This is a genomic window from Paenibacillus sp. FSL H7-0350 (assembly GCF_038593195.1).
Taxonomy (GTDB): Bacteria; Bacillota; Bacilli; order Paenibacillales; family Paenibacillaceae; genus Paenibacillus_AQ.
Map to the genome: position 1 here is coordinate 883671 of NZ_CP151972.1, position 18880 is coordinate 902550.

General features: G+C 45.5%; 19 protein-coding genes, 1 pseudogene and 1 other annotated feature. Of the genes and pseudogenes, 10 read left to right on the forward strand and 10 right to left on the reverse strand.

The window, feature by feature from the left end; all coding sequences use genetic code 11:
- Positions 1 to 57: 57 nt before the first annotated feature.
- On the reverse strand, positions 58 to 528 hold the full coding sequence (locus NYE24_RS04085; protein ID WP_076153797.1) for a GNAT family N-acetyltransferase: 471 nt from the start codon (positions 526 to 528) through the stop codon (positions 58 to 60).
- Positions 529 to 931: 403 nt separating this feature from the next.
- On the opposite strand from NYE24_RS04085, the gene NYE24_RS04090 reads away from it, so the two are divergent.
- From NYE24_RS04090 to NYE24_RS04100, 3 genes are all read left to right on the forward strand, one after another.
- Positions 932 to 2104, forward strand: coding sequence for an NAD(P)/FAD-dependent oxidoreductase (locus NYE24_RS04090; protein WP_342478113.1), 1173 nt, complete (start codon positions 932 to 934; stop codon positions 2102 to 2104).
- Between the two features lie 54 nt (positions 2105 to 2158).
- Positions 2159 to 2833 carry a helix-turn-helix domain-containing protein gene (locus NYE24_RS04095; RefSeq protein WP_342478114.1) on the forward strand — a complete coding sequence of 225 codons (675 nt, stop codon included), beginning with the start codon at positions 2159 to 2161 and terminating at the stop codon, positions 2831 to 2833.
- A gap of 95 nt (positions 2834 to 2928) precedes the next feature.
- Positions 2929 to 3063 carry a hypothetical protein gene (locus NYE24_RS04100; protein ID WP_342478115.1) on the forward strand — a complete coding sequence of 45 codons (135 nt, stop codon included), beginning with the start codon at positions 2929 to 2931 and terminating at the stop codon, positions 3061 to 3063.
- A gap of 247 nt (positions 3064 to 3310) precedes the next feature.
- On the opposite strand, the gene NYE24_RS04105 is transcribed toward NYE24_RS04100, so the two are convergent.
- The 8 genes and pseudogenes from NYE24_RS04105 to NYE24_RS04140 form a co-directional block, all read right to left on the reverse strand.
- A complete protein-coding gene (locus tag NYE24_RS04105) occupies positions 3311 to 4027 on the reverse strand; it encodes a hypothetical protein (protein ID WP_342478116.1) in 717 nt (238 codons plus the stop codon).
- Between the two features lie 10 nt (positions 4028 to 4037).
- Positions 4038 to 4748: an ABC transporter permease gene (locus NYE24_RS04110; protein ID WP_341025389.1), complete on the reverse strand. Its 711-nt coding sequence runs from the start codon at positions 4746 to 4748 to the stop codon at positions 4038 to 4040.
- Positions 4745 to 5599, reverse strand: coding sequence for an ABC transporter ATP-binding protein (locus tag NYE24_RS04115; RefSeq protein ID WP_341025390.1), 855 nt, complete (start codon positions 5597 to 5599; stop codon positions 4745 to 4747). Before NYE24_RS04115 ends, NYE24_RS04110 begins: the two co-directional genes overlap by 4 nt.
- Entirely contained in the window at positions 5592 to 6212 is a 621-nt protein-coding gene (locus NYE24_RS04120; RefSeq protein WP_341025392.1) for a TetR/AcrR family transcriptional regulator, read from the reverse strand. Before NYE24_RS04120 ends, NYE24_RS04115 begins: the two co-directional genes overlap by 8 nt.
- Before the next feature lie 356 nt (positions 6213 to 6568).
- Positions 6569 to 6769 (reverse strand): hypothetical protein, encoded by a 201-nt coding sequence (locus tag NYE24_RS04125; protein WP_342478117.1) that lies wholly within the window; start codon positions 6767 to 6769, stop codon positions 6569 to 6571.
- A pseudogene (locus NYE24_RS04130) lies at positions 6742 to 7053 on the reverse strand (alpha-N-arabinofuranosidase); the annotation flags it as partial. The pseudogene NYE24_RS04130 and the gene NYE24_RS04125, both read right to left, overlap by 28 nt.
- A 257-nt stretch (positions 7054 to 7310) precedes the next feature.
- On the reverse strand, positions 7311 to 9059 hold the full coding sequence (locus NYE24_RS04135) for a HAMP domain-containing sensor histidine kinase (RefSeq protein ID WP_342478118.1): 1749 nt from the start codon (positions 9057 to 9059) through the stop codon (positions 7311 to 7313).
- A gap of 17 nt (positions 9060 to 9076) precedes the next feature.
- Positions 9077 to 9802 (reverse strand): response regulator transcription factor, encoded by a 726-nt coding sequence (locus tag NYE24_RS04140; RefSeq protein WP_341025394.1) that lies wholly within the window; start codon positions 9800 to 9802, stop codon positions 9077 to 9079.
- A gap of 207 nt (positions 9803 to 10009) precedes the next feature.
- On the opposite strand from NYE24_RS04140, the gene NYE24_RS04145 reads away from it, so the two are divergent.
- The 4 genes from NYE24_RS04145 (at position 10010) to NYE24_RS04160 (ending at position 13549) form a co-directional block, all read left to right on the forward strand.
- Positions 10010 to 11050: a M23 family metallopeptidase gene (locus tag NYE24_RS04145; protein ID WP_342478119.1), complete on the forward strand. Its 1041-nt coding sequence runs from the start codon at positions 10010 to 10012 to the stop codon at positions 11048 to 11050.
- A gap of 260 nt (positions 11051 to 11310) precedes the next feature.
- Entirely contained in the window at positions 11311 to 11994 is a 684-nt protein-coding gene (locus NYE24_RS04150) for an MBL fold metallo-hydrolase (RefSeq protein WP_342478120.1), read from the forward strand.
- Positions 11995 to 12174: 180 nt separating this feature from the next.
- Entirely contained in the window at positions 12175 to 13119 is a 945-nt protein-coding gene (locus NYE24_RS04155; RefSeq protein WP_342478121.1) for an aldo/keto reductase, read from the forward strand.
- 22 nt (positions 13120 to 13141) lie between these two features.
- The gene (locus tag NYE24_RS04160; RefSeq protein ID WP_342478122.1) at positions 13142 to 13549 is read left to right on the forward strand and encodes a MerR family transcriptional regulator; all 408 of its coding nucleotides are present in this window, start codon (positions 13142 to 13144) and stop codon (positions 13547 to 13549) included.
- A 143-nt stretch (positions 13550 to 13692) separates the two neighbouring features.
- Here the strand turns inward: NYE24_RS04160 and lpdA are convergent, their stop codons facing one another.
- Positions 13693 to 15069, reverse strand: a complete 1377-nt coding sequence (gene lpdA, locus NYE24_RS04165; RefSeq protein ID WP_342478123.1) for a dihydrolipoyl dehydrogenase — start codon at positions 15067 to 15069, stop codon at positions 13693 to 13695.
- A gap of 164 nt (positions 15070 to 15233) precedes the next feature.
- Between lpdA and NYE24_RS04170 the strand changes: the two genes are divergently transcribed.
- From NYE24_RS04170 to NYE24_RS04180, 3 genes are all read left to right on the forward strand, one after another.
- Positions 15234 to 15815 (forward strand): TetR/AcrR family transcriptional regulator, encoded by a 582-nt coding sequence (locus NYE24_RS04170; RefSeq protein ID WP_076153767.1) that lies wholly within the window; start codon positions 15234 to 15236, stop codon positions 15813 to 15815.
- Between the two features lie 53 nt (positions 15816 to 15868).
- Positions 15869 to 16112, forward strand: a binding site (T-box leader).
- Positions 16113 to 16181: 69 nt separating this feature from the next.
- Positions 16182 to 18053, forward strand: a complete 1872-nt coding sequence (locus NYE24_RS04175; RefSeq protein WP_342478124.1) for an alanine--tRNA ligase — start codon at positions 16182 to 16184, stop codon at positions 18051 to 18053.
- A gap of 251 nt (positions 18054 to 18304) precedes the next feature.
- Positions 18305 to 18760 carry a GNAT family N-acetyltransferase gene (locus tag NYE24_RS04180; RefSeq protein ID WP_036701417.1) on the forward strand — a complete coding sequence of 152 codons (456 nt, stop codon included), beginning with the start codon at positions 18305 to 18307 and terminating at the stop codon, positions 18758 to 18760.
- Positions 18761 to 18880 lie beyond the last annotated feature (120 nt).

Sequence of the window (18880 nt, forward strand, 5' to 3'; positions counted from 1 at the left end):
TTTTCGATAAAAGGAAAGCCGCCCATGGAAGGGCTTATAAAAAATGCTTATTTGCCTCTATACAGAAAAGAATTGATATCTTTTTCCATTATCAAATTCATCTACAAAATTGCCGTCAGTAATTTCAGAAATAACCCGTAGCCAAAATTTTTGTGCTGGTATATTCTTCTCAAGTTGGTAGAGTTCCCAATTACCTTTAAAGAGGGTAAATAGTTGTTTGGCTGCCGCTGTACCCAATCCATTCATTCTGTACTTTCTCAATATAAAGAAATGTGACAGGATATGAATATCTTTACCAGTTTCTTTGTTTTTCACGAAGGCAAATCCAGCGATTTTATCACTAACCATTATTAAAAAAGGATGGCGGCTTTGTGGCTCATTCCAATACAAATTGAAATCTGGCATTTCTTGGTAAAGACCATTAGATAGAGTATCGACCTCAGTGTATTCAGTAAAATCGTACATATAAAATTGAAGTAAGTTTTGCAGAGTTAACTGCTCTTCAATCGTAGCTTTTCGAATATTCATTAGTTCACTTCCTTTCTCAACTTTTTTAGAGTAGGACTACCTGTCAATATATTCAGAAAGAATACGCTGAACATCGAAGTTTGGTGTTCGTGTCCGCTACTGTAAACAAGCAAGAATTGACCAACATGTGTTTCTTATTCGACATTGTATTCTCGTATTCCTTGCTGTCTGAATATTGCAACCAAGCCAGATAAACACGAGTCGGTACAAAGCACATCTTGGACATTGCTGATGCCTCAATACTTAGATTTGCAGCCTCGCTTTCGGGGCGTTGAAGAAGGGGGGGGGACGCACAATCAATAACGAACGACATTCTTGACGAACACCGTTCGTTATGTTATAAATGTATCACCTTAACTAATTCATACGCTTATTAACTTTCAAACGAAGGAGATGTCTATACATGACAACAAATAATTCTACCGAACAACGCCGGATCGCAATTATTGGAGGTGGACCAGGGGGGCTAACGCTTGCCCTGATTCTGCAAAAGCATGGTATTTCCTCGACGATCTACGAACGTGAGCATGTGGATCTAAGCCATGAACGCGGAGGTTCCTTAGATATCCATGAAGAATCCGGGCAACTCGCTTTGAAGGAAGCCGGATTATATGAAGCTTTTCTGCAGGCAGCACGGTTTGAGGGCGAAGACTTCCGGCTCATGGATAAGATGGGGACCCTATACCTGGACGAAGTGGCCGACGAAGAGAGCTCGGAAGGGCAGAGACGCCCGGAGATTGACCGTGGGGTGCTTTGTGACTTGCTTATAAACAAATTAGATCCGTCTACCATACAGTATGGCTATAAACTGGAGAAGGTTGTGTCTCTGGGTGAGGGGAAGACGGAGCTGCATTTTGAAAATGGTCATATCGTTGTGGCTGATCTTGTAATTGGTGCGGATGGTGCCTTTTCCCGGGTTCGTCCTCTGCTTACGGATACAGATGTGGAATATTCAGGTTTGACTATGCTGGAGCTTAACGTTATTGCCGCCGATCACCCGGATCTGGCCGCATTCAATGCACGTGGCAAGATGTTCGCGCTGGACGATCACAAAGGGATTCTGGGCCAGTTGAACGGCAACGGACGGATCAAAGTATATGCGAGCTTCAAGGTAGAGCGGGACTGGTTAGACGAAATTCGAAATGATAAGCCACAGGAGATTAAGGCAAAGCTGCTTGAGCTGTTTCATGATTGGAGTGAACCGCTCAAGAATTATATCCGGTATGCGGAAGATGCGGTTGTGCCCAGACGGATCTACATGCTGCCCGTCGGGTTTCGCTGGGAACGCAGTGCTGGTGTGACGTTGATTGGAGATGCAGCACATGTCATGTCTCCTTTTGCCGGAGAAGGGGTGAATCTTGCAATGCTGGATGCGCTGGAGCTGGCCCTTGCCATAGTAAGGAACAAGGAGACATCTGTGGCCATTGAAGAATATGAGGAGAAAATGTTCCAGTATGCCTCAGAGAAAGCACATGTGTCTAACGACAATCTCATCCTGAGCTTCTCAGAGAATGCGGCTCCAAAGTTTGCAGCACTCATGCAATCTTATCAAGACCTGTATGAGCAGCAAGGATGAGGTTATCTTCCGCGATGTATTTACTATTGGCTTCCGGCATGTTATAAGAAAACTATGATGAAACCTAAACGTGAAATTGTGAGCCGCCGTAACCGGCCAGCCAAAGAACCCCTTAGTCATGAAATCATTGTCAAGACCGCGTATGAGCTGCTGAAGCAGGAAGGGACCTCCGGCATGAGCATGAGGAAGGTAGCCAAGCAACTGGACACCGGACCTTCCTCCCTCTATGTTTACGTTAAAAATCTGCAGGAATTGAGTTCATATGTGCTTGACCTTGGTCTCGGTGAGTTGAATCTGCCGGAGCATACGGACGATAATTGGAAGGAGCAGTTATTTCAAGCGCTGCATGCTTATGCCGAGCTACTTATCGAGCAACCTGGATTAGCGGAGCTGTCTCTACAGACGATTCCTATCGGGAATAATGCTTTTCGTCTGAATGAGTATTTACTTACCGTCCTGCAAAAGGGCGGAATCACCTCTACGGCCGCTGCTTGGGGAACGGACCTGTTGCTCTTGTACGTGTCTTCCGTTGCGTTGGAGAAGGCTAAAAGAGCAAGCGAGTTGATGGAAACCGCCCAGAGTTATTATAATGAAGCAGATCCGGTACGTTTTCCGTTGATGAACAGTCTGAAGACTGATTTATTCTCGGGGGATAGCGCCTCCAAGGAGAGGTTCTTCTGGGCCATTGAAGTGATACTCCAGGGGATAATGCACAAACAGCAGGATTGATAACCTTGGATTTCTTGCATAAGCACCGCGGGTTCATGGGAAAACTTCTATAGTGCAGATACACCGCATGACTTGATTTCACAAGAGGTTAATCTATGACAACTCAGGACCAGCAGGAGCTTCTGAAGCTTAAACACGAGCAGGACGAAGAGAAGAGACAGTTCACGAACTTCGCCCGGGCCGTATCAGCTGATGGGGAAGATCCCCAGCGTTTTTTCCTAGCTAAATAAAGATGATTTTGAGCATGCTGAACCCCTCCATGAGCTAACAACATCTTTGTTTGCGGGCTGCAGCTTCACTGATATGGAACAGATCATTCTCCAGGCGAAGTGAAAAGCAATTATCGATGACAATCCGCTTAAGCCTTTTCATCTTAAGGATGCTTATTCGGAATATAAGCCCAAAATCTGCGAATAAGGTGAGGAATCTAAGACGGAAGCAGGTTGAGGACCTAGGTACCGGCTTTTAACTTTACACTTATTGCTCAATTTTCTTCCAAAAAACTTTAGACATCTGCTGTAAGAGCAGCAGGTGAAAGAGGAGCCCTACAATAAAAATCACGGTTATTGTAGATGCAGAAGGATTACCGGCTATGCCTTCAAGATATAGCTTAGCCGGCCAATATGTTGGAAACACCCCTGCTATTAGCTGCCAGGGAGCAGGAACAAAATAGGCGAAAACTGCTCCCAGAAGAGTTAGTCCAATAATTTTGGATAAGGCAAGGCCTTCTACTTTATTAGCCGCAAATGTAGCCAAGAACATTGCAAGGATAGGTGTCTCTAATAAGAGCAACAGGAGTACTGCGATATTTGCTGGTTCATACCGTGAAACACCGCTGAAAAGTAGAAAAACAGCTGTCATGATTATGCTGATAGAGGTCGGAAGAATCAGCCGGTAAGCTAGATACCCACTTTTCATCAAGGGGGTTACTGCATAGATTCCAATCAAATGTTCGTCCCGTTCATCCAGGATTAATAAGCCCGCTGCTATTCCCGCTAATTGAGGAACAAGAAGCATTAGAAAAACAGTAATGAAACTGGAGTAGGAAAGAAGATCGAAGGACGAGAGGAAAGCTATCCACTCTGCTAAGGGACGCAAGCCATATCTTACAACAAGGGTAAGCAGAAGCGGACCAAGCGTAATGAGCAGAAGCATCGGATCTTTTATTGCATTTCGGGAATCTTGCCGGAGCATCGTTCTATACCTAAACATATTTTCCACCTCCGTCCTGTTTTCTCACGGTCCTTTGTATTAGGGAATAGACCCACCAGACTGCAAGACCGATCCAAAACAGTAGGATAAACACCGCATATAAGAAATCTGATATGGCCAGAGGTTGAGAGGCGCCTTGCAGAAGCATTAACGTTCCTTGAACCGGCAGGATAGCATAGAGAGATGTTATAAATAAATTCAAGTAACCCAGTACAGGTAATATAAAGATGAGAGAGTATAATTGGGACAATAATATGAAGCTATTGATCGAACGGCTTTTAATGGCCGCAGCTAAGCCGATTAAGGTAAAAAAAGAAGAGGTCAAAACAATAGCTATAACATATTGCACCGCAGACACAGGCCATCCTGCAGAACTCAGGTGTATAGCATAAGCGACAGCAAGCGATAAGCAGCTTAAAGAAAAACATTTGGCCAGAATGTACTCCAGCGTATGAACAGGTGTAACAAAAAGATTCTCAAAAATACCCTGATCTCTCTCCAAGAGCAGAATCCCTCCTGCCAGAATCAAACCAAGTGCGCTTGGATCTGAAAAAGTAAGCAATAACAATGTGCTGTCTAGGTAAGCATCGGGAACGATGCTGAGCCCTCCTATATAAACCATACATACAAGGAAATATACAAAATACAGTCCATGCTTCCATTGGAAGCGAAGATCAAAAAGAAATAATCTCCATATTCTCATACTAAGCATTCCCCCGTAACATCCATAAAGATTTGATCCAAGGTAGCCTCTAAGGAATGAATGGTGACAATGGGATATGAGCGAATAATCAAGAGGAATTCTTTGTTATCCCCAATATTAGTTAAAGGGAACTCTGCCGTTTTTTTTGTTCCTTGCATCTGATATTCAATTCTGAGTTTACGTTCTCCGCTTCGCAGCATCAGATTCTTTGGGGAGTCAATTAACTTGATTACACCGTTCACGACAAAAGCAACTCTGTCGCATATTTGCTCAGCTGCCTGCATGTTATGGGTGGTCAGAATGATTGTCGTCCCAGCGTCTTTACGCTGTTTAATGAGTTTTTTAAGCATATCGGCATTGGTAGGATCCAGCCCGGAGGTCGGTTCATCCAGAAATAATACGTCCGGATTATTCTGCACAGCACGGCAATAATTCAGTCTCATCTTCATTCCTTTTGAAAAATCTCCAACTTTCATATTTGCAGCATCCTTCAAACCTACTTGCTGGAGTAAATCCATAGGGTCTGAACAACGCTCGCGGTATAGTGATCCGAAATGTCTCAGATTCTCCAGGGCAGTAAAACGGTTATAGAAATTGGGAAATTCAAATGCCACGCCGATTCGTTCAAAATATTCCGAACCCACCGATTTCACTTCTTGATCTAAAACGGTAGCCGAACCACTATATTGTTTTAGCTTGCCAATCAATATATTTTGTGTCGTACTTTTGCCGGCGCCTGATGGACCTAAAAAACCGAAAATTTCTCCTTTCCTGATGTTAAAATTGAGCCCCTTTAAAACAGGGCTGTCTTTGCCTGGATAGGTATATGATAGTTCCTTCACTTTAATCATTAGGATTTTGCTCCTCTCGTACGGATAAGCCCTCAGCAATAGTAGATATAAGCATCTCAAGCGTATCCTCATACACGTTCTCCCCGATTTCCCGCCGGTGTAGAGAGAGCAATACGAGTGAACGAATCATACTAATGATTAGCTCGGGAGGACTTTTTTTAAGCAAACCTTCTGCTTGCCATTTCTGAATCAACGGATAGAAGAAATCCTGATCTTGGTTGTAATTACGTTCTAATCGTTCGGGAGGCACTTTACGAATCAAGGCTTCGAATTGATCAGTCAATAAAATTTGCTGAATGATTGGATTTTCCGACATGAGCTTGAAAGACTCCAACAAAAATAATTGAAAAGATTCTTTATTTAGAGGTCTTTCTTCTGTTTTCTTAAAAAGAACGGTCCTTATGTTACTTTCTTCAACTTCCAGAAGCTCAAAAAACAGTTCTTCCTTAGTCTGGTAAAAGGCATAGAAGGTACCTACTGCAATTCCTGCCCCTTTTGTTAATTTCTCTACACTAGTTTTCTTAATTCCATATCGGGTAAAGAGGCTTCGTGCAGACTCAAGAAGTTTTTGTTTGATATGAGTTTTTTCAATTTCGCTGAATTTTTTTGGCATTTGCCAGACCCCTCATTATGAATTTATGAATAATATTATATTTCATTCATTTAAAATTTACAATTAGCAAGATGAAAAACCTCTGCATTGGCGCAAAAAAAGTGTAAAGCAGAAGTATCGGTATCCAGAGGATAAATTGCTTATTGGTTAGTACCACACGAATCCTAAAGGATCAGAATAAAACGTGAAAAGACTGAGCCTAAGTTATGGAGTATGGCTTAGGCACAGCTCATGTCTAGCTCTTCTTTAGTTCATTCCAAAATAATCTCTGCAACACAGCAGGCAGGGAGGGTAAGCTCCAGGGAATTATCCTGTATCTTACTGTCCGGCAACGCCTGGATTTCTACCTGAGGCGGCTACCCGAATTGATTATGACTGTTCATATCACCACTGATGCAGTGGATGGAGGCATTCGAGAAACTTTTACCGTCCAGCTTCCAATTGGTTGGCTGAGCTTCATCCATGGACAGGTAAGCCAGAGTGACATGAATCCTGCCGTCTGCCCGTTCAGAGGCACTGAGATGCAGAGCTTGTCCCGGCCGTTCTGCCTTCTCCAATCCGCCATAGGCGAGTCGCTGCTGAAGGTCATATATTCAATCCATTTGCTGACCTCCCGGGGAGTACCGGAGCCGACATTAGCGGCTATATAAGGCGAACATCCGACCTGCTCACAGAGATCGAGGAATCCATGCGTGCCAAAAGAATTATCCTCCACGAAAGCACTTCCCCGGACATTGGGGATTATGCTGTCTTCTCCGACACAAATATCGTTTCCCAGATGTTCCGCAAAATGTCCATAGATGTTTTTGATTATAGTTGAGAGCTTCCGTCCTGCATTAATGAAACATAATCACATAATCATAGGCTCCAATCGGTAAATATCTGGTGTTGAAACAAGCATACAATACGTTGACACGAAAATAGAAAGGTGTTTGGACGTAGACAGCTCATCAGCAGCGGCCGCATTTTCCTCCAGGTACTTGATACGCTTTGTACCCAGGATCGGCAGCGCCCCGATGGAGATCGTCGTGCAATGGCCAACTGAGAAGGTATACAGTTCTTATTTGCCATATTATATCAAATAATATATCATTTGGATTATTCTGTTCCAGTCCTCGCACGAACATCCCATATCAGACGTATTTCCGTTCCCTCTTCGGGACTGGAGCGAACCTCAATCCGCCCTTGCATCGCCTCAATTAGCCCTTTGGTTACCGCCATACCCAGGCCTGAGCCGACATCGGGCGCACCTGTATCTGTGCCGCGATAGTATCGTTCGAACAGCTTCCACACCGTCTCCTGATCCATCCCGCGTCCATTATCGGCAAATTGAACGATGAAATCGCCTGCCTCTTTACCTGGCTGCACACTTACAATCAGCTGCGTGTCCGGCGGATTATGCAGCAGGGCGTTGGCGGTCAGATTATCAACGATTCGTTCAAAGGAGGGAATGTGTACATAACCCTGTACCTGAGCCGGGGCAGGCTGGAACGTAATGCGGCCCTCTCCATATGCCGGGTTACGTTCAGCACGCTGTACCAAATCCTGAAGCAGGGCATTGATATCCGTTAACTCAATAGGGGGCTGGTACCCGCCACTGCGCAGACGATAGGTCATAGCCAGGTCGCTTACCAGCCTGTCCATGTACATCGACTTATCCAACATAATGCCCGCAAATTCGCGTACTTCATTAGAAGCCCACTCGTATTTCTCTGCTTCCAGCATATGTGCATAACCCTGGAGCGAGGATAGGGGTGTCTTTAAATCATGGGTAATTCCAGCAATCCATTCCTCCCGCAGAGAGTCGGTCTGTTTGCGGAGTTCCTTATCCTGCTTCAGGGTATCGGATAACGTTTGGATAGAATGCAACACTTCCGTATATACCCGATAGTTCCGCCGCCATTTCCCGTTCTTCTTCCGGCTAAGCGGCCTGCCGCGGGGTCCGGCCGGCTCCTCATATTGTCCGCGTTCAAGCCGCTGCAGCCATTGGAGCATATGGAGCATCGGATAACCGAACAGGTTGGCATACCAGACAGCAAGCAGGATCAGCAAGCCGATAATGGATACCAGAAGTGCAATCAGGGCAGGTCCAAAAATAAACCCGAAGGGGTTCACGTTGCTCCCCGCCGGATTGCCCGCAAGAGGAACACTTAGCATCCAGGTGGAATGGTTCTGCTCATCATAGCTGGTCACTGTAGTCATTCCATACCGGGAGGGGTAGTGTGTACGCAGAATCAGATCCTGGATGCTGTAGCTGTCCGGGATGCCGCTTGCGGGTTTGTTGAAAGAAGCCATCTCCTGTCCCTGTTCGTCCAAAATCTGAAGATAGGCATCCGCCGCGCGGATGATGTCCTGCTGCCTGGATGCCAATTCGAGCTTGTTGTTTGCATAACGTCCCCCGTTATATGCTTGATCCAGCATGGTTACGGCCTGGTTGTTCTCTCCGTACAGCAGGGTGAAATTGATCCCTTGCCGTTCCCGGATAAGCAGATATAGCTCGTAGGGAAAGGGCTTTTTTCCTTGCCAATAGGATATAAGCTCTCCAGGTTTATAGTGATCCGGCACATCGGGAGGGGTATGGAAAGCATCCAGCACACGGCCCTGCTCATCGAGAATCTGAAGCCAACCGTTGTTCTCTTCGATTCGCTTCAGCAGATCGGGATCATACTTAACACTGCCGTCCGGCAAAATATCAGCTGTACTGATTAGCTGGTCGAGCCCGACAGTGGCAAAATCTTCAACAAGGCTGGCCTCATTCAACTGCTGAATGACCCAGTAAGCTATACTTCCGCCGATAACCAGGATCAGAACCACCGTACCCGCAAGCAAGCCAATGAATCTCGTCATCAATCTGCGTCTTACACTCATCGCCCAGGACCCATGCCGGACTGAATGAGCTTATACCCTAGCCCGCGAACGTTCACCAACAGCTCAGGCGCGGAGGGATCAGCCTCAATACGCTCGCGAATCCGGTGAATATGTACCATAACGGTGTTGTCATCCGAAATGGCCTCCGATCCCCATACCCGCTCATATAATTCTGACTTGGTAAAGATACGATTCGGATGTTTGCAAAAAAATAGCAGTAACTGGTATACCAGAGCAGGACAATACACCAGTTCACCTTCTACTCTGAGCTCACCGGCTGGCTCCATGACCTGAAAGCGCCCAAAATCATAGATACCTTCCTGAGGCAGTCTTTCTGCTTCCGTCTGTCTGGGCAAATATCGTCTCAGCAGGGATTTGATCCGTGCAACTACTTCCAGCGGGTTAAAGGGTTTAACGACATAATCGTCTCCGCCAACCGCGAAGCCGGTCAGCTTGTCGTAATCAGTTGTTTTTGCAGTCAGAAAGAGAATAGGGGCATCGGTCATTTGACGCAGGAAAGGGCAGATTTCCAGCCCGCTTCGGCCTGGAAGCATCACGTCCAGCACGATGCAGTGATAGGTTTTCTTTTTACATGCAGCAATCGCATCTTCACCGCTAGTGACCGTATCGATATCCAGGAATTGTTCTTTGAGCAATACCGTTCGGAGCATATGCAGAATCGCCTGTTCATCATCAACAAGCAGGATTGAAACTTCATCCATGACGAAATAGAGCCTCCCAGCTTTTTTATAAGTATCATACCATTCTGAAACGCTGACAGCGTGCCGGCAACCTTAACGGATGCTTAATTTTGGAGATATAACAGGCCGCAAAGTTAAGATAGACGTAAGAGTAGGTTAGACGGCAGGTAAGATTGATTTCGTACACTGAACTAGAAAAATACCGTTCTAACAAAGGAGTGCAGGGAAATGACTAGAGTATATTCGAAAAGCTGGAAGGGGCTTGCCGCAGTGCTTGGTATGTGTATAATGTTGTCTGCCTGCGGCACCCCGGAATCAGCTGAACCACAAGAGCAATTACCGGTAACACAGACAGCCACTGCAGCACCATCAGAGGAAGCTGCAAATGGAGCCGGGGAGGACGCAATGATTACACCTGATAATTTCTTGGATACCTTAATGAATGGACCGAAGGAGAAGATTTACGAGCAGATGAGTCCGGAGCTACAGAAAATCATAACGCTTGACGAATTCAAGACGACTGCCGATAGCTTTATGGAAGGCGTTACTTCATGGAACAAGGTTACGGAAGTTAAACTGAACAAGCTGGTTGATCGTTCGTGGAAGGATCAGACGGGGACTAAGGGGATTCAGGCCTCTTTTGCTGAAGATCACCAGATTGTGGGGCTCCTTATTCAGCCGCTTGTAACACATGAAGCAACGGATAAGGCGTTGACCAAAACTGAATTCCAGTTTCCGCTGAAGGGCGAATGGTTTGTGTTCTGGGGCGGGAATGATGTGTTATCCAACTATCATTATGCTCATGAAACCCAGCGTTACGCACTCGACATTATCCGCACTCAGAATGATGCAAGCTATCAAGGAGAGGGAAAGGACAACGAGGACTATTATGCTTTTGGTGAACCGCTCTATGCAGCAGCAGATGGCAAGGTGGTTGAAGTCAAAAATGACATCCCGGATAACACGCCGGGCGTGATGAACGCTGAAGAACCGGAAGGGAATGTCGTGGTCATTGATCATGGAAACGGGGAGCACAGCATCACAGCACATCTCAAGAAAGGCAGTGTAGCCGTCAAAAAAGGGGATACCGTTAAGCAGGGAGATCTCGTCGGACATCTCGGTAATTCAGGGAATTCCAGCGAAGCACACTTGCATTTTCAGGTATCGGACGGGCCAGACCTCTTCACTTCCCGTTCGGTTCAGATCCGTTGGTCCGATCAGAGTCAGAAGCTGACACGGGGGAATTCTTTTCAGGGACTGCCCGATTAATTGCGTCAGTTTTTGCCGTTCCAAGTAACGTGCATGTGCTTCGGCCTTCCCAAGCGCAAACCGCGCGCTGTCGTGGTCAAAGTAAATAGGTGCTGCTGCGCCGAGGGATGGGTCCCATGCTTCACTGCCCATAACATTTATAAAAGAAATCCTGCAAAATGTGCAACATTGCTACTTCTTTCAAGAGTGAAAATAGTGTTGACTTGCGGCTTCCTATAAGGAATATAATATACCTACTTATAGGAAAGGAAGATGAAGGAATGTCCACGTCTCGGCCGAATACCGGAATTACAGCAATAGAGCTTCGAATGGGATCTTTTATTGTATATCCGACATTGTTGTGGGATGAACGGAATCTTGTACTTGTGGATACTGGCATTCCCGGACAATTGGATAGGATTCGAACGTTGCTTGAAAGGGAAGGCTTTGGACTAGATCAGCTGACGCATATCATCATTACGCATCAAGACAGCGATCACATTGGCAGTCTGCCGGAGCTAGTTCAGGCCAGGGGGAACGAGTTGAGGGTGCTCGCACATGAGGAGACTGTACCCTATTTGACGGGAGCCATTCCGCTTGTTAGAGGTAGAACTTTTGCACCGTCCGTGCACGTTCATACGGCACTTAAGGATCGAGACATTCTGCCCCTGGCCGGTGGCATTCAAGTCGTTTTCACCCCAGGACACACGCCAGATCATATGTCGCTCTATCATATCCCGACGCAAACGTTAATTGCCGGCGATGCATTAAACTCAAAGGATGATAAGCTCCTGCCCTTTGACAACTATTACACGTTGGATCATTCTACTGCGCTGAAGTCGATTGCCAAGCTGCTAGAGCTGGATATTAAAAAAGTAATCACCTATCATGGTAACGAAGCTACTCATCGAATTAAGGAAAGTCTCCAAAAAATAGTAAATACAACAGGCAATACTTCACTATAATGCTTATTTACATCACACAGGCCAATGATCTTGAGGATCATTGGCCTGTTATTCTGTTCTTAGTATCGAAAGATCCGAAGTTTTGGAGTATTGACTTAGAGTGCACTTAAACTCTTATACTGGTCACGTACGATGCAAGCAAGCGAAAGTTCATTCAGTTTGTTAAAGGGAGGAAATCGTGTGAAGCATTTTCCGTTGGGGAATACAGGAATGCAGGTAAGTGCTTATTCTTTAGGCTGTCTGAATTTTGGATCGCGAACTGATAAAACAACCTCATTCCAGTTGCTGGATCATTTTTTTGAGGCAGGTGGAAACTTTCTGGATACAGCCAATAATTATGCGATATGGAACGAAGGCTGTGTTGGCGGAGAAAGCGAGTCTTTGCTTGGCGAATGGATGAAAGAAAGAAAAAACAGACATCAGATCATTTTGGCCACCAAAGTGGGAGCGAAACCGGTAGTGCCGAAAAGCGAAAAAATGGAAGGCTTAGGCCGCCAAGCGATTGAGAAGGGAATTGACGAAAGCTTGCTGAGGCTTGGTACAGATTATGTAGATTTATATTATGCTCATGTTGACGATAACGAAACTGAACTCGAGGAAACCTTGGAGACCTTTGATTCCTTGGTCAAAGCCGGCAAAGTAAGGGCTATAGGCTGCAGTAATTACCGGGTGTCCAGGCTCCTTGAGGCCAAGGCAATCAGTATGTCAAAAGGATGGGAGTCCTATTGCTGCATCCAGCAGCGATATACGTATTTGCAGCCTAGAGCGGATGCGAATTTCGGAGTGCAGGTCAGTGCTGATGAGGATTTACTTGCTTACTGCAGGCAACACGATAATTTTACGCTCATGGCTTATTCCCCCCTCCTTGGAGGCCTATACAACAAAAAGGATGCTGTCCTACCTGATGCATACCGGAGAGAAGATCAGATGACCCGATTGGATACACTAAGGAAAGTTGCTGGAGAGCTGGGAGCGACACCGAATCAGCTTATCCTTGCTTGGATGCTGCACAAGCACCCGAGAGCTCTTCCCATTGTTGCTGCGAGCGGTCTAACGCAATTAGAAGAAAATTTGGGGGCACTTAAGCTACAAATTAGCTCAGAACAGCTTGATCCATTGAACTGATGTTGAAAGGAGCGGACTCGTTATGACCAGTAGAGAACTGACCATTCAGCAGGCAGCTGAGATGACGGGGTTAAGCGTACATACCCTTCGTTATTACGAAAGGATCGGTCTGATGGACCCCATCCCCCGTGCCGGGAATGGTCATCGGATATATCGGGAGCATGATTCAGAATGGATTATATTACTCGCAAAACTTAAGACTACAGGAATGCCGATCGCTCTTATGCAACAGTTCGCTGATATGATGCGACTTGGCAATGATGGCATCCCCAAGCGCAGGAAACTTCTAGAAGAGCATGAGCAGAAATTAATTGAGCAGGTTCAAACGATTCAGCAGACTTTGGATATTCTGCGGGGTAAAATTGACTACTACCGTTCTTGGGAAGATGATATCACGCGAGAGGAAGCCAGTTTGAAGTCAGCTCGCTGACCAGTCCAGCAGCGAGCTCTATTGATGGTGCATGGCGCGAAGCTGGAGATGCTGTACGCAGCCGGCTAAAGGTCCGGCTGCGTTTTGTTCGCCAACATACCGGAGAATGAACGTTTAGTTTCTTTTGAAATCAGTTTCGTTTGTTATAGCCTCCGTTGGGCCTGTTCTGCGGCCTCCATGACAATTTCACCTAACGTTGGATGCGGGTGGATGGTCATGGCTATATCTTCTACGGTTGCTCCCATCTCAATCGCAAGGGAAAGCTCCGATATAAGCGTAGATGCTTCAGCGCCTACAATCTGTGCACCTAATACAAGTCCAGACGCAGCATGAGCAACAATTTTGACAAATCCTTCGGTTTCCTTCAGAGCCAGCGCACGGCCGTTAATAGAGAAAATAGATTTTCCAACGATAACAGGAATGGATTTGTGTTTACAATCCGTTTCGCTAAGACCAACGCTCGTAATCTCCGGGTGAGAAAACACAACCAGCGGAAGAGCTTTGTAGTCGATTACAGAGGGTTTACCCGCAATCGCTTCTGCTGCAATTTTTGCTTCATATGAAGCTTTATGGGCCAAGGCAGGGCCTTGAACAATATCTCCAATGGCATAGATATTCGGAATGGATGTTCTGCACTGCTTGTCAATCTCGATCAAGCCTTGCGGAGTAGGGGACAAACCAATCTTTTCAAGACCCAAGGTTCCATCTGTATTCGGTTTCCTGCCAACCGTAATTAATGCATATTCAGCTTGAACAACATGGAGTTGATCCTGACGCATATATTGTAGATCAATGTGACTCGTATATGGGTCTGCTCCTGTAACCTTAGCTTCCGTTAGGATTGTTATCCCGTCCTTCTTCAGTTGACGAACGACAGGTGCAACATTCTCTGCTTCAAATCCGGGTAAAATCTGTTCACCCCCCTCGAGTATCGTAACTGCGGTTCCAAATCTCGCAAACATCTGCCCCAGTTCCACACCAATATAACCGCCGCCAACTACAACGAGGCTCTTAGGAATGTCGGCCAGCGATAGCGCCTCCGTGGATGAAAGAATCCGTCCGCCGAAAGGAAGCGCGCTGATTTCAATCGGACGGGAACCGGTTGCCAGGATGAGATGCTTAAAGCCCATTCGGCGCTCAATCTGTTCATTGTGATGAATTTCAACGGTATTCGCATCTATCAAGCTGGCTTCTCCTTCAATAAGAGTCACACCTGCCGATTTAAGCAAAAACCGAACCCCTCCAGACTGCTTATCCACCACAGCTTGCTTAAACAACTGAGCCTCCTGAAAAGAAGAAGCTTCGTCAACAGCATACCAGTGTCTGCGCAAATGAATACGCTCCGCTTCAGCAATCAGCGCTTTGGACGGAATACAGCCTACATGCGTACATACCCCTCCGATCTGGTGGCGTTCCACAAGGACTGTTGTCATGCCCAGTTGTGACGAACGTAATGCAGCCACATAACCGCCAGGCCCCGATCCAATAACCAGGGTATCTACAGCTTCTAATGAGTTCATGATGGGTACCTCCAAGTTATAATATGTTAATCATAATATATTATAGTCATCATATTTTAGAAGAGTCAACACTCCATTACCAATTGACATTAAATAATATGATAACTATAATATTTCAAAAGACATTCAATAGATACAGACTTATACAAAGGGGAGGGAGCAGGATGCCTTATCCGAAAGGGCACAAGCTCAAGGTTCGGAACCATATCATTACCAGCGCAGCCAAAGCATTTCGCACCCACGGCGTGCGGAATATCAGTCTTCCACATATTATGAAAGGTGCTGGACTGACGCACGGAGGATTTTACTCCCATTTTGAAAATAAAGATCAGCTTGTGATGGAGACCTGTCATTTCGCCATTAGTGACACCATTGAAATGCTGCAGAGAATTGCAGACCATAACAAAAACGAAAATCAGACGCCGATTGAGGCCGTCATTGATTTTTACTTAAGCCCCCTGCATCGGGATCAGACGGAAGCCGGTTGTATCTTACCTGCTTTATCGGGGGAGATCTCCCAGCTATCGGCAGATATCAGGCAAGCATACACACAAGAGCTGCAACGTTTCATCGCGTTTATTATAAATATGGCTGAGATCGATCCCTCTAATGGTTATGCATTGGTAAGCAGTATGGTGGGTACCGTTGCACTGGCACGGGCAGTTAGTGATGCGAAGCTCAGTGATGCTTTGTTACAGGCCAGTCGTATGCAGGCTAAGCAGATGGTAAACGCCGGCTCCAGGTAACTCATTAATTGACGAAGCAAGCGGATTGTGCTAGCATTGCTTTAACTTAAAACGAAAAGGCTATGATGAGAAATAGTAACTATTAAGGATCTCACAGAGAGAAGATGGTTGGTGCGAATCTTCATTGATCTAATAGTGAAGCAGTCTCGGAGCTGTGGACCGAACAGAGGAATCTTAGTAGGCTTCAACGGAGTTCCACCGTTATTCAGGAAACAGTATCGGAGAAATCCCGTACTGATAGAGCGCAGAGCAATCTGAAGTTAGGTGGTAACACGGACATAATCGTTCGCCCTAAGTTGACAAGAAACATGTCAGCTTAGGGCTTTTTTGTTTTAAGCATAAATAATATTGGATGGAGGTATTAGAATGACACCAGATGAGTTGAGACAATCGTATGTAGATTTTATGAAAGGAATTGGGGCTAGCCAAGTGCCTTCTGCCAGCTTGTTACCAGAAAATGATCCCTCAACGTTGTTTACAGGAAGTGGCATGCAACCTATGGTTCCCTATTTATTGGGAGAAAAGCATCCGACAGGTAATGAGATTGCTAATATTCAGAAGTGCTTAAGGACAGTGGATATTGAGGAAGTAGGGGATACGTCGCATCTGACATTTTTCGAAATGATCGGCCGGTGGGAGTTCAAAGCAAATGAACATAACTATAAGCAGAAGCAAATCGACGCTATTTGGCATTGGCAGATCATCGAATTAGGAATGGATCCAGGCAGGCTGTATATCAGCGCTTTCGCAGGAAGTGATGAATTGAACATACCGAAAGATACAGAAGCCATTGAGCTCTGGTCAGAAAAATTCAAATCCGTCGGGATAGACCCTATCATTGAAGATGATCCCTGGCAATACGGGGCATCTAGAGGCGGGAAAATATTCTTATACGATGAACAAGAAAACTGGTGGAGCCGGGCCGGAAGTCCGCTCCATATGCCGGTTGGTGAACCGGGTGGGCCTGATAGTGAAATGTTCTATGATCTTGAACCGGGCGGTGATTCACTGGACCATCCTGCTTCTGAAAGCGACAGATTCCTGGAAATTGGGAACAACGTATTTATGTGTTATACCAAAGGAGACACAGGATTTGTAAAAATGCAGAAGCCTAATCTGGATTATGGAGGCGGGTTAGAAAGGGTGGCAACAGCTCTTAATGGTGATAAGGATATTTATAATACGGCTTTCTTCCATAACCCCAAGAACAAATTGATGGAGCTAAGCGGTAAATCCTATACGGACGACTTAAAGTCCTTTAGAATCATACTGGATCATGTGAGAGCAGCTACTTTTCTCATTAATGACGGTGCGGAGCCAGCTAATAGTGATGCAGGATATATAACAAGAAGGCTATTAAGAAGGGCTATTCGTGCAGGTAAAAAAATAGGGATACAAGGAAGCTTTGTGGGGCAGTTGTCTGAAGTTTATATAGATGAAGCTACAGCTTATGAAGATTTAATCCGCAATAAAAGGAAAGTCATCGAAATCGTAAATAAGGAAGAGAATCTTTTCTATAGAACGTTACAGCAGGGAGAATTTGAAATACAGAAACATCTGAAGAATAAGGGTAACGTTACGGGTGCAGATGCCTTTTATTTTTACGAAACCTATGGATTTCCCTTGGAGTTGACGGAAGAGTACCTAACAGAAAGTGGATATAGCATGGAAGACAAGGCGTCTTATACTGAGGCGGCAAAAAAACATGCTGAAATGAGCAGAACTGCTTCTGCGGGTAAATTTAAAGGTGGCTTAGCTGAACATTCCACAGAAACAACCGCGCTGCACACGGTATCTCATTTGTTGCTTGCTGGTTTAAGGGAAGTGCTAGGTGATCATGTCCACCAACAAGGAAGTAATATTACTTCCGAACGATTACGGTTTGACTTCAACCATGATGACAAACTTACACCCGAGCAAATAGCTGAGGTGGAGAAGTATGTGAATGAGGCGATTTCCTCCAAAGCAGTTACCTCTATTTCGGAGCTGCCTAAGCTTGAAGCGAAAGAAAGTAATGTGGAAGGGAATTTTTGGGATAAATACCCAGATATCGTTAAGGTGTATACCATCCAAGATCATGAAGGGAAGGTGTGGAGCCGGGAAGTATGCGGAGGACCTCATGTAGAAGATACCACAAACTTAGGAACGTTCCGTATTACAAAAGAACAATCTTCTGCTGCGGGAGTCAGAAGGATTAAAGGAGTAATCAACAGTCATTTCCAGAACGCGGAACAATAGCTGAGGTTGTCAAAAACAAACTACAATCAAAGCCGCTAAATGTAGCGGCTTTTTTGGTGTCCACCTAGTTTGCACGATAATGAGGATCGTCAACATTGGTATGCCAAAAGAATGCGTAGAGTGGTACTTAAATCATCCTCATTTGCAGTTATTATAATAGATTTGTCAGAAAACCTGCCATGGGTGTAATATGATATACAGTAGGATAACAGGTATAATTCATACTTAACATTAACTTAGGAGTGGTTGCAGTGAAGATTCTTGTAGATGATTTGAGCAGGGCACAAGTGATTGGATTAATTGCAGAACATCTGCAAGGAATGGCAGAGGACTCTCCGCCAGAGAGTATACATGCCCTTAATCTGGACGGGTTGAAGCAGCCGGAAATTACCTTCTGGTGCGCTTGGGAGGATGAAGAGCTTCTGGGCTGCGGGGCGATCAAGGAACTAAACAAAGAGCATGCTGAGCTCAAATCCATGCGGACCGCTAGGAAGCATTTGCGCAAAGGTGTAGCCAGAACTATTCTTGCTCATATTATTGAAGTAGCCGTAAGACGCGGATACAAACGGATCAGCCTCGAGACTGGCTCCATGGATTCATTCATCCCCGCCCGCAAGCTGTATGAAGATTTCGGCTTCACGTATTGTGAGCCGTTTGCAGATTATATCCCGGACCCGAATAGCAGATTTATGACGAAGGAACTGTAGTTTATTATATAACACTTGAAGAACAGCATTCTGCAGTTACAGAGGATGCTGTTTTTTGGCGTGTATACGCAATCCCTTCTACCCAGAAAGGGACCCATACTAGAAAATATGGAATTATCT

Excerpts from the sequence above, each read along its gene's own strand:
- NYE24_RS04085 (WP_076153797.1), bottom strand. The coding sequence starts at position 528 with ATGAATATTCGAAAAGCTACGATTGAAGAGCAGTTAACTCTGCAAAAC.
- NYE24_RS04150 (WP_342478120.1), top strand. The coding sequence starts at position 11,311 with ATGTCCACGTCTCGGCCGAATACCGGAATTACAGCAATAGAGCTTCGA.
- NYE24_RS04105 (WP_342478116.1), bottom strand. The coding sequence starts at position 4,027 with ATGCTCCGGCAAGATTCCCGAAATGCAATAAAAGATCCGATGCTTCTG.
- lpdA (WP_342478123.1), bottom strand. The coding sequence starts at position 15,069 with ATGAACTCATTAGAAGCTGTAGATACCCTGGTTATTGGATCGGGGCCT.
- NYE24_RS04140 (WP_341025394.1), bottom strand. The coding sequence starts at position 9,802 with ATGGATGAAGTTTCAATCCTGCTTGTTGATGATGAACAGGCGATTCTG.
- NYE24_RS04115 (WP_341025390.1), bottom strand. The coding sequence starts at position 5,599 with ATGATTAAAGTGAAGGAACTATCATATACCTATCCAGGCAAAGACAGC.
- NYE24_RS04135 (WP_342478118.1), bottom strand. The coding sequence starts at position 9,059 with ATGACGAGATTCATTGGCTTGCTTGCGGGTACGGTGGTTCTGATCCTG.
- NYE24_RS04145 (WP_342478119.1), top strand. The coding sequence starts at position 10,010 with ATGACTAGAGTATATTCGAAAAGCTGGAAGGGGCTTGCCGCAGTGCTT.
- NYE24_RS04120 (WP_341025392.1), bottom strand. The coding sequence starts at position 6,212 with ATGCCAAAAAAATTCAGCGAAATTGAAAAAACTCATATCAAACAAAAA.
- NYE24_RS04100 (WP_342478115.1), top strand. The coding sequence starts at position 2,929 with ATGACAACTCAGGACCAGCAGGAGCTTCTGAAGCTTAAACACGAGCAG.
- NYE24_RS04095 (WP_342478114.1), top strand. The coding sequence starts at position 2,159 with ATGATGAAACCTAAACGTGAAATTGTGAGCCGCCGTAACCGGCCAGCC.
- NYE24_RS04175 (WP_342478124.1), top strand. The coding sequence starts at position 16,182 with ATGACACCAGATGAGTTGAGACAATCGTATGTAGATTTTATGAAAGGA.
- NYE24_RS04160 (WP_342478122.1), top strand. The coding sequence starts at position 13,142 with ATGACCAGTAGAGAACTGACCATTCAGCAGGCAGCTGAGATGACGGGG.
- NYE24_RS04170 (WP_076153767.1), top strand. The coding sequence starts at position 15,234 with ATGCCTTATCCGAAAGGGCACAAGCTCAAGGTTCGGAACCATATCATT.
- NYE24_RS04090 (WP_342478113.1), top strand. The coding sequence starts at position 932 with ATGACAACAAATAATTCTACCGAACAACGCCGGATCGCAATTATTGGA.
- NYE24_RS04110 (WP_341025389.1), bottom strand. The coding sequence starts at position 4,748 with ATGAGAATATGGAGATTATTTCTTTTTGATCTTCGCTTCCAATGGAAG.